Genomic DNA, 15,013 nt, shown 5'->3' with positions numbered 1-15,013 from the left:
CTGCTGATGTCGTCGACCTGACGCGTACTCACTCCCGCCAGGTACATGTCGATCAGCGCCTCCTCGACGCTCTCCTCCCTCCTGCGATATCGTTCGATGACCGCCGACTCGAACAGCGCGCCCTTGAGCTTCGGGACCTTCAGGGTCATGGTCCCGGCCTTCACGGTCAGGTTCCGCTCGTAGTGGCCGGCCCGGTACGCCCTGCGCTCCCCGGACCGCTCGTACCTGGCCGCGCCCGTGATCTCGTCGGCCTCCGCGTCCAGCATCGCGTTCAACAGCTGTTCGACCTTCTCCGACACCAACCGGTCCAGCTTCGTCTCGAGCATGTTCTCGTCGACCTGTAGAATCTGATTCGGCATGGTTCCGTCGCCTTCCTAAATAGGTTGATTTGGTTTGGCGACTGAAATCGTACCCGGACGACGGACCATGTCTCTCAACTCAAGCCTCAACCAAAATGCGCAACAAACCGGGCGTTATCACTGGAGCTGGAGAACGCGTTGATGCGGGAGGTGGTGGAGGTCGTAAAAAAAGACCCCGGCGCCGACCTGCGGCGCCTGTCGAACAGGGAGAAGACCCTGTTGATCGACCGGTTGAGGCCGGCGTATTCGCTCAGCTCGATGACATGCTTGCTCGCCATCGCGCCCAGCAGCTACCACTACCACCACGCCCGGCTCGGCGTTGACAAGTACGCCGGACTCAGGGCAGAGGTGGCCGGGGCGTTCGCCGATTCCAAGGGCAGGTACGGGTACCGCAGGATCAAGGCGGTGCTCAAGACCGGCGTATCGGAGAAGGTGGTCCGCAGGATCATGGCGGAGGAAGGGCTCGTGGCGCACGTGCCCAAGCGACGCAGGTATAGTTCCTACGAGGGCGAGACGACGCCGGCTCCCGCCAATCTCGTCGACCGGGACTTCACGGCCGAGCGTCCGAACGAGAAGTGGCTGACGGACATCAGCGAGATCAAGGCCAGGGACGGGAAGGTGTACCTTTCGCCGATGATCGACTGCTTCGATGGCAAGATCGTCGCATACACCGCCGGCTTCAGCCCCAACGCGGAGCTGGCCAACCGGATGCTGGAGAAAGCGGCCTCGACGCTGCCGGGGAACGCGCGTCCCCTGGTGCATTCCGACCGTGGATGCCATTACCGGTGGCCCGGATGGCTCGGGCTCATGGAACGCTTCGGGCTGCGCTCCATGAGCGCGAAGGGCTGTTCGCCGGACAACGCGGCCGCGGAGGGATTCTTCGGCAGGATGAAGACCGAGGCGGTCTACCCCGAGAAGTGGGAGGAACACACCCGCAACGAGGTGCTCGCCTTGGTCGATGAGTACATACGCTGGTACAACCACGAGCGCATCAAACAGTCGCTTGGTTGGATGAGCCCGGTACAATACCGTCAAAGCCAAGGAATGGCTGCGTGATTATCTCCAAGAAAATGTCCGCAGCCCCGTTCGACGAACCCTTCGATGGTGACGCCCGTGAAGCTCCGGCCGTGGAAGAACTCCTGCTTGAGATGCCCGAAGAACCCTTCCGCGGCCGCGTTGTCCGGACTGCAGCCCTTCGCACTCATCGACCGGGTCAACCCGTTCTCCCTGCAGATGCTGATCCACCCGGGCCACCGGTAGTGGCAACCGCGGTCGGAGTGGATGACCGGATGCTCCCCGTCGCCGAGCGTGGAGCACGCGTCGCGGAGCATCCGGTTGGCCAGCTCGGCGTTCGGGCTCGTGCCGATCGTCCAGGCCACCGGCATCCCGTCGTAGCAGTCGACCACCGGACTGAGGTAGACCTTGCCCGCGGGGATGGAGAACTCCGTCAGGTCCGTGACCCACAGCCGGTTCGGTTCCTCGGCATGGAAAACGCGATTGACGAGGTTGTCCGGCGCCTTGGTCAGCTCGCCCTTGTACGAGCTGTAGCGCCGGGCCCGCTTGAGCAAGGGGACGAGCCCGTGCCGCGTCATCAGCCGCATGACCCTTTTGGCGGACACGACGATCCCGGCGTTTCTCAGTTCGAGCCACACCCGCCGGTAGCCGTAGCGGCGCAGGCTGTTCTCGAACACGTCGCGCACCAGGGCGAGCAGCCCCTCGTCCCTGTCCGGCCTGTTCATCGCGTTCAACTGATGGTAGTAGGTGCTGCGCGCCAGACCGACCCGGGCGAGCAGACGCCCCGCGGGGATGCCATGTCCGGCACTGACGGCCTTGACGAGGATCGTCTTCTCCCTATTGGTCAGATTGTCCGGGTCTGCGCCCCGCTCTTTTCCCACCAATTCCAACGCCCCCTTGAGGATCGACAGCTCGATCTCCGCCTCCCGTTTCTCCCTGCGCAGCCGCTCGACCTCCGCGCGTACACGATCACGCTCCGCGACCAGCCCCTCCAGGTCCGGCACGTCATGATCCGGACGGGCCGCGCCATCGTCCTCTTCCCTCAGATCATCCGGTCTCACTGGATCGCCCTCCGATACCGGTTCTCGCAGCAGTTGACGCTTCCAGTTTCTCACGACCGACGCCTCCACGCCCACCTCGGCCGCGACCTGCCGCGACGTGACGCCGCCCGCGACCAGCCGCGCCACCGCCATACGCCTGACCTCGTCCGCCACCGGGCCGCGCTGACCGCGCGCTCCCCGGGCGCCAGCTCGTCAATCCACGCCGCCAGCACCTCACGGCTGGGATACCCCATTTGGCGTATGGTCCTGCTCAGACGCCTGCCATGTGTCAGGTAATGCTCCACCGCCGCGCGCCTCTGACCATCCGTGTACCTCGAATAATGCTCGCCACGACTGGAGGGGATCCCCGTGCGCCGTTCCTCCAGCCAGTCGCGATGCCACATGCGCAACGCCTCCTTGCTGGGATAGCCCAGCTCCCGGATCACGTCCGCCGCACTATGCTCGTACCGCTCGTACAACTCCACCGCACGCCTGCGCTGCTCCCTCGAATACCTCGCCACGATGACGACTCCTCCCGCCCAAGGAGTCCAACATTCCGTCACCACCCCCAATTTGACGGTGGACACGAGTCCCGCGCACCGGTCTCCGACCACCAGGCGCACTCCCTTGAGACCGCGTTCGATCATGCCTCTGACGAACTGCTCCCAACTGTCCCTGTCCTCCTTCATGCCCTCGGCCACGCCGATGACCTCCCGGTGACCCTCCTTGTTGACGCCGATGGCGACGAGGACGCTGACGTTCTCCACGTGCCCGCCCCAGGAGCGCTTGTGCCACACGCCGTCCATGAACACGTACGGGTACTCGCCCTCCAGTGGCCTCGTGCGCCACGAGTCGATGTCCCCGTACACCTTCTTGAGCTTGTCGGAGAGCGTCTGCGAGGGCATCCGCTCTCCCCACAGCAATTGGCTGATGTCGTCGACCCGCCTGGTGCTCACGCCGGCCAGGTACATGTCGATCAGCGCCTCCTCGACGCTCTCCTCGCGCCTGCGGTAGCGTTCGACCACGGCCGACTCGAAGACCGCGCCCTTCAGCTGGGGGACCCTGAGCCCGAGTTTGCCGGCCTTGGCGGTCAGGCTCCGTTCGTAGTGGCCGGCCCGGTACGCCTTCCGTCCGCCGGAACGCTCGTATCTCGCGGCATTGGCGATCTCGTCCGCCTCGGCGTCGAGCATCGCGTTGACGATCCGATCGACCTTCTCGCGCACCATGGCGTCGAGCTTGCTCTCGAACATGGCCTGGTCGAACTGTATGATTTCCTTGGACATGGCTCCGTGCCTCTTTCCAATCGCGGTTTTCATTGTCTGGCGACTGAAAATCGTACCCGGCACGGGCCATGTCCCTTTCCGTCAAGGCCGGAATCCGAAAATGCGCAAGAATTCGGACGTTATCTCGTTGGCGGAAACACGTTTTTCTAAAAAAGAGGGGGACCTACTATTAAGATAGGCTTTATGGCTGAAGAGACGTTTATTCCCAAGAACATTATCGTGACCGGTGGCTGTGGTTTCATCGGGTCGAATTTCGTGCATTACGTGGTGGATCATCATCCGGACGTGCATGTGACCGTGTTGGACAAGCTCACGTATGCGGGCAATCCGGAGAACATCGCGGGTCTGCCCGAGGATCGTGTGGAACTGGTCGTGGGTGATATCTGCGATGCGGACCTGTTGGACAGGATCGTGCCTGGTCATGACGCGATCGTGCATTACGCGGCGGAGTCGCATAACGATAATTCCATCGCGGATCCGGAACCGTTTTTGAGGACGAATGTGGAGGGCACGTTCTGCCTGTTGGAGGCGGTCAGGAAGTATGGTATCCGTTACCATCATGTGAGCACGGACGAGGTGTACGGCGATCTCGCGTTGGATGATCCGGCCAGGTTCACGGAGCATACGCCGTACCATCCGTCCAGCCCGTACTCGAGCACGAAGGCCGCGTCCGACATGCTGGTGCGCGCGTGGACTCGCACGTACGGCATCCGCGCCACGATTTCGAACTGCTCGAATAACTACGGCCCGTACCAGCATGTGGAGAAGTTCATCCCGCGCCAGATCACCAACATCCTCGAGGGCATCCGCCCGAAGCTGTACGGCAAGGGCGAGAACGTGCGCGACTGGATCCACACCGAGGACCACAGCTCGGGCGTGTGGACGATTCTCACGAAGGGCCGCATCGGCGAGACGTACCTGATCGGTGCCAACGGCGAGAGGAACAACATCGACGTGCTGCGCATGATCCTGAAGATGATGGGCCAGTCGGAAGACGCGTTCGACTGGGTCAGGGACCGTCCGGGCCACGACCGCCGTTACGCGATCGACTCGACCAAGCTGCGCACCGAGCTCGGCTGGACGCCGAGGCACACCGACTTCGAATCGGGCCTGAGGCAGACGATCGAATGGTACACGCAGAACCGTGCGTGGTGGGAGCCGGCCAAGGCCGCGACCGAGGCGCGTTACAAGCAGCAGGGCCAGTGAGGCCCGGACCGCGTGGACGGGCGGGGGAATCGGATCATGCTCCCTTTCCTTGTCCGTCCGCGTGGGGGACGCGGGTCCGGGCGTGCCGGTTTCCGCGTGTTTTTTGATGTTTTTTGAGGATGGAGTGAGTGATGGATTTCGAGAAGGATCTGAGGGCCGTGGAGACGAACATTCCGGGACTGCTGGTGTTCGACCTGCCGGTGCATGGCGACAACCGTGGCTGGTTCAAGGAGAACTGGCAGCGCGCGAAGCAGACGGACCTGGGCCTGCCTGATTTCGGGCCGGTGCAGAACAACATCAGCTACAACGCGAAGAAGGGCGTGACGCGCGGCATCCACGCGGAGCCGTGGGACAAGTACATTTCCATCGCGGCCGGCTCGGTGTTCGGCGCGTGGGTGGATTTGCGTCCGGGCGAGAGCTTCGGCCAGGTGTACACGACAATATTGGATCCGTCGAAGGCGATCTACGTGCCGCGTGGCGTGGGCAACAGCTTCCAGGCGTTGGAGGACGGTACCGTGTACACGTACCTCGTGAACGCGCACTGGAGCCTGGAGCAGAAGAGGACGTACACGTTCGTGAACCTCGCCGACCCGGACCTGCACATCCAGTGGCCGATCCCGTTGGAGGACTCCGAACGGTCCGAGGCGGACCTGCACCATCCGATGCTCAGGGATGCGAAGCCCATGGCGCCGCGCCGCACGATGGTCACCGGCTGCAACGGCCAGCTCGGCCATGCGATCCGCGACTACGTGGACGCGCATGGTCTGGAGGGTTTCGAGTTCAACGACATCGACACGTTCGACTTCTCCGACCCCGCACAGTACGACCAATTCGACTGGAGCCTGTACGGCACGGTCATCAACGCGGGCGCGTACACCGCGGTCGACAAGGCCGAGACCCCGGAGGGACGCGTGCTGGCGTGGAAGGCCAACGCGCAGGGACCCGCCCTGCTGGTTGTGCCCGAAGTCTTGCGCAAAAGCGGTCTGGCCCGTTGCCGGGTCGGTTTCAGTCGGTTGTCTGCATGGTGTCACCGAGCCGGGACATGTCCAGGTAGCGGCGCGTGGACCATTGGTTGGCGGTGACGTATCGGATGCGCGCGCAGACGAGCATGAGCGCGCTCCTGCCGTCGGGGAACGAGCCGACCACGCGCGTCCTGCGGCGGATCTCCCGGTTGAGCCGTTCGATCATGTTGTTCGTGCGGATCCGCCGCCGGTGCTCGACGGGATACTCGTCGAGCAGGTAGGTGGTCGCCTCGCCGACGCCCTCCCGCAGGCATGAGGCCGCGGCCTTCAATCCCGTGGATTCCATCTGCGCGGCCACGCATTCGGCCTTCTCCAACGCGGATTCCCGGGATTCCATGGCGAATATGGCCTTGAGCGCCGACGCGGCCCATGCCATGTGTTTGTGGCTGACCCTGGAGAGCACGTTGCGCATGAAGTGGACCATGCACCGCTGATATCCGGCGTCCGGCAGCATCGCGTTCACGGTGGACACGAGCCCGGCGCACCGGTCGCCGACGACCAGGCGCACGCCTTTCAGCCCGCGTTCGATCAGGCTTCTGATGAACTGCTCCCAGCTGGCCTTGTCCTCCTTCATGCCCTCGGTCACGCCGATCACCTCACGATGCCCGGTGTCGTCCACGCCGATCGCGACCAGCACGCTCACGTTCTCGACCGACCCGCCCCAGGCGCGTTTGTGCCACACCCCGTCCACGAACAGATACGGGTACGAACGGTCCGTCAATGGGCGATTCCGCCATCGGTCGATGTCCTCGTACACCTTCTTGAGCTTGTCGCTCAACGTCTGGGAGGGCATGCGTTCTCCCCACAAAAGCCTGCTGATGTCGTCGACCTGACGCGTACTCACTCCCGCCAGGTACATGTCGATCAGCGCCTCCTCGACGCTCTCCTCCCTCCTGCGATATCGTTCGATGACCGCCGACTCGAACAGCGCGCCCTTGAGCTTCGGGACCTTCAGGGTCATGGTCCCGGCCTTCACGGTCAGGTTCCGCTCGTAGTGGCCGGCCCGGTACGCCCTGCGCTCCCCGGACCGCTCGTACCTGGCCGCGCCCGTGATCTCGTCGGCCTCCGCGTCCAGCATCGCGTTCAACAGCTGTTCGACCTTCTCCGACACCAACCGGTCCAGCTTCGTCTCGAGCATGTTCTCGTCGACCTGTAGAATCTGATTCGGCATGGTTCCGTCGCCTTCCTAAATAGGTTGATTTGGTTTGGCGACTGAAATCGTACCCGGACGACGGACCATGTCTCTCAACTCAAGCCTCAACCAAAATGCGCAACAAACCGGGCGTTATCCAAATCGCTGCATTCCATTCAACATTGCAACACAACAATCAGTAAATCCGCCGCGGCTGGTAGCCGGCCTCGCGCAGGGCGGCGAGGATGCGGTCGATGTGGTCGGGGCCGTTGGTCTCCACGGTGACGCCAAGCGCCACGGCGTTCGCGTAGACGCCGCTGGCCTTGAACTGGTCGTGGTCCAGGGCGATGACGTTCGCACGCTCCTGCGCCAGGATGGTGGCCACCTTGACGAGCTGGCCCGGGGTGTCCGGCAGCTCGACCTCGAAGTTCATGATGCGCCCGCGGGCGATCATGCCCTTCTGGATCACCGCGCCGATGGTGACGGTATCGATGTTGCCGCCGGAGATGATCGGCACGACCACATGCGGCCCGGGGGCGGAGGCGAACTTGCGCGAACGCAGGTTCAGGTGCTCCAGCGCCGCCAGGGACACCGCGCCCGCGGCCTCCACCACCAGCTTGTGCTTCTCCAGCATGAGCAGGATCATCTCGTTGATGTCGCGTTCGCTGACGGTGACCAGATCATCCAGGAATTCGTTGAGCAGGGCGAAGGTCAGGTCGCCCGGACGCTTGACGGCCACACCCTCGGCCGAGGTGACCACCTGATCGGCGGCCACCACGCGGCCGGCAGCCAGCGAGTTCTTGAACGCGGGCGAACCCTCCGGGATCGCACCGATCACCCGCACCTCGGGGCGGAACGTCTTGACGGCGAGCGCCACGCCGGCACCCAGCCCACCGCCGCCCAGCGGCACGACGATGTCGGTGACGTCCGGCACGTCGTCCAGGATCTCCATCGCGATCGTGCCCTGGCCGCACAGCACCTCATAGTCGTCGAACGGCGGCACGTACACCATGCCCTGCTTCTCGCTCAGCTCGGCGGCGTAGGCGGCGGCCTCGTCGAACACGTCGCCGTGCAGCACCGCGTCGGCACCGTAGGCCTTGGTGGCGTCGACCTTCAACGGCGGGGTGATCGTGGGCATCAGGATCGTGGCCTTCGCGCCGCGTTCGCGGGCGGCGTAGGCCACACCCTGGGCATGGTTGCCGGCGGAGGCGGTGACGATGCCGCGGGCCAGCTCCTCTTCGCTCAGGGAGGCGATCTTGTTGTAGGCGCCGCGGATCTTGAACGATCCGGTGACCTGCAGGTTCTCGGGCTTGAGCAGTATCGTGTGGCCGGTCATCTCCGACAGGACCGGCGAGGGGATGATCTCCGTGTGCTTGGCCGTGCCGCTCAGGCGCTCGGCGGCGAGCTTCAGTTCGGCGGCGTGGTCGCGCTGCAATGCTTTGAGGACGTCTTTCTGTTCCATACACGGCATTGTAGGCGGGTGCGGCGAACCGCGTCCGCCGGCGTCCATTTTCGCCGTCGGGCGCATCCTCCGTTCAGCCGGGGAACTTGCGCCCCGCATATACGCCAAGCGGCACATACCCCCGCGGGTGGGGGTATGTGCCGCGACAGGCGATTACCGACGAGTTCGAAGTCGGCGGGGCCGCACCGGTCAGATACGGACGACGATGCCCTCCCACGGGGCCAACGTACCGGCCTTGAGGGAGGCGACCGCGTGGGCGACGTCATAGCCGTCGCCGGCGGGCGCGTCGTAGGTGTCGATCACCACCGCGTCGGCCGTGGGATCGGCCGGCAGCAGGGCGGCGGACTCGGCGGGCACGGCGGTTTCGGCGGCGGTCATGTTCACCATGACCAGCAGTCGTTCGCCGCCGAGCGTGCGGGTGAACGCGTAGACCTGCTCGCTGTCGGCGTCGATCAGTTCCCAATCGCCGGCGGCCACCACCGGGTCCTCATGCCGCAGTGCGATGAGTCGCCGGTAGAACGCGTACACGGAGTCGGGGTCGTTGACCTCGGCGGCCGCGTTGATGGCGTCGTGGTTCGGGTTGACCGAAATCCACGGCCCGACGGCGGCGTCCGCATCCATGAAGCCGGCATAGGCGGAATCGTCCCATTGCATCGGCGTGCGCGCATTGTCGCGGCTGCGCTTGGCGAACGCGTCCATAATCGATTCGGCGGTCTGCACCTGGGCCTCCTCCACACGCTGGCGGTAGGCGTTCAGGGTCTCCAGGTCGCGGTACTGGTCGAGGCGGGTGAAGTGGGCGTTGGTCATGCCCAGCTCCTCGCCCTGATAGATGTACGGGGTACCGCGGTGCATGTGCAGCAGCAGGCCGATGGCCTTGGCGGAGCGCGGCGACTCGTCGCCCCAGCGGGAGGCCACGCGCGGCTGATCGTGGTTGCAGAAGAACAGGCTCGTCCAGCCGGCCTTGCACACCGCGCGCTGCTGGTCGCCGAGCGTCTGCTTGAGCGCGGTGAGCTTGAGCGGCACGGGGTTCCACTTGGTGCCGTCGCAGTCCACGTCCATATGGGTGAACACGAAGAGCATGTCGAGCTCGCCGTTCTTCGGGTCGGTGATCACGCCGTTGCGGACCGCATCCACGCCCGGGGCCTCGCCCACGGTGATGAACCCGTCGCGGCCGGCGAACACCTCGCGGCGCATCTCCTGCAGGTATTCGTCCACGCGCGGCCCGTCGGAGCACCACGGGAACGGCGACGAGTAGCCCTCCTCGCCCACCGGGTAATCCTCGATCAGGGAACCGGATTCGCCCGGCAGCTTGCCGTTGGCGTCGTAGGTCTTGGAGATCTGGGTGATCACGTCCATGCGGAAGCCGTCGATGCCGCGATCCATCCACCAGTTCATCATGGCGTACACCGCATGGCGCACGTCCGGGTTCTCCCAGTTCAGGTCCGGCTGCTTCTTGGAGTACTGGTGCAGGAAGTATTCGCCGCGCCGCTCGTCATACTGCCAGGCGGAGCCGCCGAAGTAGGAGCCCCAGCGGTTCGGTTCGGCGCCGGGCGTGCCGGGCTCGTGGCCCTCACGCGCGGGACGCCAGATGTACCAGTCGGCGTGCGGGTCGTTCTTGTCGCGCGAGGCCTGGAACCAGGCGTGCTCGTCGGAGGTGTGGTTGACCACCAGATCCATGATGACCTTCAGGCCGCGCTTGTGGGCCGCGGCCAGCATCTCGTCCACATCGGCGAGCGTGCCGAACATCGGGTCGATGTCCTGATAGTCGGCGATGTCATAGCCGTTGTCGTCCTGCGGGGACTTGAACACCGGGGACAGCCACAGCACGTCCACGCCCAGGCCAGCCAGATAGTCCAGGCGCGAGGTGATGCCTTTGATGTCACCCATGCCGTCGTTGTTGGAATCCTGGAAGCTGCGCGGATAGATCTGGTAGACGACCGCGTTCGCCCACCAGGGGTTCGGGGTCGCGCCGTTCGTACGCACCGAGTCGGGCAGTGCAGTACGCTGCGGAGTGGTCATAGGGTCCTTCCTTTCCTGCCAGCGGTTCCGCCACGAGCCCGCTGTGCCTGCCAATCTTGCGGCCGCCGCCGTGGATGGCGACGAACCGTTACGTCATCGATTTGATTCCTGCTGCATTGCCCCGGACGACCATCGTGTTGCATACGCTTACATTCCAGACGTCCGGTATCGCTCTCCCAGTATCCACCATCTTCAACAGGCCGTCAATCCCGCGTTTCCATACCATTTTCCGCAGAACAACGCCGTTTCGGCACGCATTGGAATCATGTAATCTCTGGTCATCGCACAGCCATTTTGAATACGCATACACTCCCTCCCGGCCGGCACCGGCCAGCAGGCCTGCACCAGCGACAGTTCAGTGCCGCGCCGGCCGGCATCACGCCCACCGACCAGCGCAACGCCCTCCGGCCAGCGCAACGCCTACCGACAACCCGACAACCGGTGCCACGGCTGCTGACCGGCATCGTCGGCCCACAGTCGGCATCCCGGTCATGCCTTCCAGCGGATATCCACCCTGGTATCGTCGCAATCCGCCATGCACAACGCCCCGTTCCGATGTACGGGCACCGTCTCCCCGTTGCAACGCACGTCCACGCACCGCGCATCGGGATCCAGGAACGCGAATCGCCCCGGTTCCGCCAACGTCACCGTCACCGCCGCCGAACCGGACACCTGGTCGTCGCCGGCGCCACTGGCAACCGTGGCGGGGGCCACGATCTTGTCGATCAACCCGAGCGGCATCACCGCCGCATCCCGCGGCCCACTCCACACGTAGTACAGCCGAGACTCGCCATACGCCAACAGCGGCCCGGCGTTCCCCTCATCGACGCCCGGGCGGAGCCGTTCCGCGGTCATCGCCTCCCGGTCCGCAACCCAGCGTTCGCCGCCGTCCGCGCATGCCGGCAGCCCCCGCAACGCCTCACGCAACCGGATCCGCTGCGGCTGGTCGGGGTTCATCCCGACGAATGCCAGCAGCCGCCAGTCGCCGCACGTTGCGGTCACGCACCAGGCCGACTCCGCACACGTCGGATCGGCCAGCAACGCCGACGGCACCGGCACCGAGGCCGTATCCGGTCTGGGCACACGACCATCGTTCAACAGCAACGGGCCGAGCACAGCCGGATCGGTCCGCCCGGCGGCATCCGAACAGTAGACCGGACCCGCACTCAGCGCACGCATCAGCGCATGGGTCCGCGCATGCGGATGACTGGTCCAGAACATGTCCCAATCGCAGCGGTACAACTCCCCCATCAACAGCGAGCAGTACGCGTTCTGCAACAGATGCTCGGCCAAGGACGCCGGGTCGTGCGGCAGGAAGTCGTCGCTGGTGCGGGTCACCGCGGAGACCGGCCTATGCCAATAGCTCTCCGGCGCCATGCCCATGCAGTTGATTATCGCGCCGCCCATTTCAGTTTCGACCAGTCGATCGAGCGCGGCATGGCGTTCGATGGTCGCTTCGCCGTAGCTTTCCACGCCGCGGGTCATCGTGGACATGGAACTCTGCGAATCGATCTTGACGCAGTCGATGCCCATGTCCCTCAGCAGTGACAGCCATGTCGCCCAGAACATCGTCGCCCGCCGGCGGCCGGGGCCGGGGATCAGGCAGCCGTTCGACGTCGCAGTCAGATGCTCGGCGCCAATCAGCGCCACCGCCTGCCCGCTCGGCTCCAGGCCGCTCCAGTAGCCCTGGAACGCGGCCCAGACGCCGACGTGGCGCACGCCGTACCGTTCCCGCAGCAGATCGACGGTGTGCGCCAGACCGTGCGGGAACCGTTCGGGGTCCGCATCAAGCCCGATCAATGTTTCGGCCTCGCGGTCGGTGCGCGACCAGCCGTCATCGATCATGACCCAGGACACGGGGACGCCCTTGGCACGGAACTCCTCCATCTTCTCGATGATCGCGGCCTCGCTGACGTCACGGCCGAGCGAGTCCCACGTGCACCAGCCGAACCCGGACAGGGCTTCCGGCAGCGGCCGTCGGTCGACCGTGGCGATGCCGCTGCGACGCGCGCCGGCCGCGACACAGGCGCGGATGACGGCGTACGGATCGGCGCCCTGCGCCACGTAGGCGACGGTATCGGCGAGCGCGGTGCGGCCCGCGCGGTTGGAGGCGACGTTGAGCCGGAAACGGCCGCTAATAGTGGATGGGTCGATGATGCCGGCAACGGACGAGCCGACGACGTTGCCGCCGGATGGCAAGTTGCCGCCGGAGGTACCACCGTCGACGGACTTCTGTCCGTCGGATTCCGGTCCTATATCGCCATGCAGGTCTGCGCGGATATCATCGCCGCTGAATGCCATGACGGCGGTCCACGTTGCGACGGGAGCAGGCTCATCGGTGTCCTGCTGCGGTTTGCCGCCCGCCAAGACGACACCCGTCGGCGCGTCGGTCTTAGCCGCTGCGGGAAGGTCGCCACGTTCGTCGCTGCGCCACAGCACCAGCTGCGTGCGGGGCGGGATATCGGCGGGATTGGTGCACCATGCCGGGCGCATCCACCATTCCTTGTGCTGATACAGGCACAGCATCGGGCCATGCGGCGCAGGCCGGACGTCGAGTGCCATCTCAAGCGCGCAGTCGGGGTCGAATGTGTCCTGCTCTTGGAATCGTTTGTCATAACCGTCCGGCTGCGGAACCGCGGCGTGCACGTCGATGCGCCACGTCGGACAATCCGCGTCGGGTTCGGCGGCGATCCGGACCACACTGTCCGGCAGGAGTACGGCATGGCCTATGGTGCCGCCGTAGCCGCGGGTTCCATTGATTATCTGCGCGGCCACCTGGCGAACAGCCACCGGGCAGTCCGCCGCCGTGTGGAGGTCGGCGGGGCTGGGCGGGGAGTCCAGAACAACGGTGTCGGGCATGGCGGTCTTCTTCGTTGGCTGACGGCGGCGCATAACGCCAGATTATCAACAGTTGAAGATGCGGGCGGGGAACGGGCCTTCTGCACACACAAGTCAACGGTTGAAAAGACGGCGGCAACAGAGCTTCTTTGGCGGACTGTCTTGCCATTTCTGCGCGATAGGACTTGACTTCTCCGGCAAGAACTTTTTTGACAAAGGAATAAAATTGATGCTGGATTGTTACTGGATCAGATACTTGCTTTTTCATAATGGCTTACCTTCCTTTCGCGCAATATCACTTTGACGACAGAAGGAAATTTGGAAAACAGAGAAAACTTTTTTAGAAAAATTTGCAAAAACCCCGACAGGCTGGGAAACCAAAAACCTGCCGGGGATTTCTTAGGAAAAAGGCCGCAGAAAACCGTTGCCAGAGCATAAGGGAATGAACGGTATCTGTGGTTTTGGATGGGAATTTTGCCACACACAAAATCTGTCGAAATTCGACATTGAGACATAGAAAACACGGTCAACACCTCCTAGTGCCGCCGTGTACTTTGTCGGGGAATAGTCGTCATTTTCTTTTAAGTTTATCCTTGAAAAGAAACGGCGGCTAAATTTATCATTCGTTCAAATGGACTGCAAAGCTGCCGTTCAATCAGAACGGATTCCTCCTTATGGAATCTAAGAAAAATATATCGTTGTCAAATCATGGGGAAGTTTGTCTGCGATAGGAACACGGTCAGAATAATCATCAAATCTCGACAGAATAAGTCGAGGGTGAAAAGAAAAAGGAACCCGACAGCCGGTAGGCTATCGGATTCCCGTTTTTTAACGTTTATAGATTTTAGCAAATTAGGATTTGCAATACTAGATAATATATTTATCCAGTCGATCAATCCACTCATTTGAATGCAGTAATGCGTCCTCACAATGTCCCTTTCCTTTTGAACAAATAGTTATGGAATTTTTATAATTTTTCTTGATATATTTAGCTACGTTTCTAAAAACAAATTCATTTATCTTTCCACCATAAAAATAAATAATCTGTGTATTGGGCGTATCAATATCTGAAGGAAGTTTAAATTGTCCAACTGCATATAAATATTTTTTTATGGTTTCATCTGATATATTATCTAACAGCTCTAAAAACACATCCAACATATCTTCTGTTACCATTGTATTTATTGCGTTTCGTACCACTTTTTTGATTTCGTTCTCTTGCTTTTTTTGTTATAGACAAGTACTGTTTTATAAGCATTTGAGTCATATATTTTCCAAATGGTAAAAGTGGTGAGCTTTCTAAAATAACCTTTTCAAAGGTAAGCCTTTTGTTTTTCCATAAATACGATGCTAAAACTCCACCCATGCTCATTCCATAAATTGCGTATATATGGTTAATAGATTTTGATATACAATAATTTTCTATCTCTTTTGCAGTATCATCAAAGGAATTGAACTCGGACTTCTCCTGCACATCATGTCCCGGCAAAATTGGCACAAGAATATGATAGCTCTCTTTATAATGCTCTATATAATCAATCCATATTTGATATGGACTTTCAAAACCATGAACAAGCATTATTGTTGGATTATTTGTATTGCCATATTCCAAAATACGCATTTTAAGCCCCCTCTTTG

10 protein-coding genes and 2 pseudogenes are annotated in these 15,013 nt (G+C 62.1%); 3 read left to right on the top strand and 9 right to left on the bottom strand.

The genetic code is table 11. From position 1 onward, the window contains the following. Positions 1-359 (bottom strand): IS256 family transposase (locus tag BIGA_RS07880; protein WP_034259901.1); only part of this gene is annotated, 359 nt, incomplete at its 3' end. 141 nt (positions 360-500) lie between these two features. Between BIGA_RS07880 and BIGA_RS07875 the strand changes: the two genes are divergently transcribed. Further along, positions 501-1,415 (top strand): IS3 family transposase, encoded by a 915-nt coding sequence (locus BIGA_RS07875; RefSeq protein WP_237744091.1) that lies wholly within the window; start codon positions 501-503, stop codon positions 1,413-1,415. On the opposite strand, the gene BIGA_RS07870 is transcribed toward BIGA_RS07875, so the two are convergent. Both BIGA_RS07870 and BIGA_RS09620 read right to left on the bottom strand, forming a co-directional pair. Continuing rightward, positions 1,391-2,566 carry an IS3 family transposase gene (locus tag BIGA_RS07870; RefSeq protein ID WP_162175553.1) on the bottom strand — a complete coding sequence of 392 codons (1,176 nt, stop codon included), beginning with the start codon at positions 2,564-2,566 and terminating at the stop codon, positions 1,391-1,393. The genes BIGA_RS07875 and BIGA_RS07870 overlap by 25 nt on opposite strands. A 422-nt stretch (positions 2,567-2,988) precedes the next feature. Next, positions 2,989-3,696, bottom strand: a pseudogene (locus BIGA_RS09620) (IS256 family transposase); the annotation flags it as partial. A 183-nt stretch (positions 3,697-3,879) separates the two neighbouring features. Between BIGA_RS09620 and rfbB the strand changes: the two are divergent. Next, positions 3,880-4,902: a dTDP-glucose 4,6-dehydratase gene (rfbB, locus tag BIGA_RS07860; RefSeq protein ID WP_034259899.1), complete on the top strand. Its 1,023-nt coding sequence runs from the start codon at positions 3,880-3,882 to the stop codon at positions 4,900-4,902. 131 nt (positions 4,903-5,033) lie between these two features. Next, a pseudogene (locus tag BIGA_RS07855) lies at positions 5,034-5,855 on the top strand (dTDP-4-dehydrorhamnose 3,5-epimerase family protein); the annotation flags it as partial. Positions 5,856-5,907: 52 nt separating this feature from the next. Here BIGA_RS07855 and BIGA_RS07850 read toward each other — a convergent pair. The 6 genes from BIGA_RS07850 to BIGA_RS09545 all read right to left on the bottom strand — a co-directional run bounded on the left by BIGA_RS07850 (position 5,908) and on the right by BIGA_RS09545 (position 14,987). Then, positions 5,908-7,095 (bottom strand): IS256 family transposase, encoded by a 1,188-nt coding sequence (locus BIGA_RS07850; protein ID WP_034259567.1) that lies wholly within the window; start codon positions 7,093-7,095, stop codon positions 5,908-5,910. A gap of 157 nt (positions 7,096-7,252) precedes the next feature. Further along, positions 7,253-8,518 (bottom strand): threonine ammonia-lyase, encoded by a 1,266-nt coding sequence (ilvA, locus tag BIGA_RS07845; RefSeq protein ID WP_033507975.1) that lies wholly within the window; start codon positions 8,516-8,518, stop codon positions 7,253-7,255. A gap of 189 nt (positions 8,519-8,707) precedes the next feature. Next, the gene (locus BIGA_RS07840) at positions 8,708-10,537 is read right to left on the bottom strand and encodes an alpha-glucosidase (RefSeq protein ID WP_034259896.1); all 1,830 of its coding nucleotides are present in this window, start codon (positions 10,535-10,537) and stop codon (positions 8,708-8,710) included. Positions 10,538-11,026: 489 nt separating this feature from the next. Beyond that, on the bottom strand, positions 11,027-13,396 hold the full coding sequence (locus BIGA_RS09035; protein WP_051917188.1) for a Sip1-related alpha-galactosidase: 2,370 nt from the start codon (positions 13,394-13,396) through the stop codon (positions 11,027-11,029). Between the two features lie 846 nt (positions 13,397-14,242). Then, entirely contained in the window at positions 14,243-14,536 is a 294-nt protein-coding gene (locus BIGA_RS09550) for a hypothetical protein (RefSeq protein ID WP_156098674.1), read from the bottom strand. Continuing rightward, positions 14,505-14,987, bottom strand: coding sequence for an alpha/beta fold hydrolase (locus BIGA_RS09545; RefSeq protein ID WP_156098672.1), 483 nt, complete (start codon positions 14,985-14,987; stop codon positions 14,505-14,507). Before BIGA_RS09545 ends, BIGA_RS09550 begins: the two co-directional genes overlap by 32 nt. Positions 14,988-15,013: the final 26 nt, after the last annotated feature.

Origin of the sequence: Bifidobacterium pullorum subsp. gallinarum (assembly GCF_000741215.1) — a bacterium.
GTDB lineage: Bacteria > Actinomycetota > Actinomycetes > Actinomycetales > Bifidobacteriaceae > Bifidobacterium > Bifidobacterium pullorum_B.
This window is presented reverse-complemented; position numbering and strand designations above follow the sequence as displayed.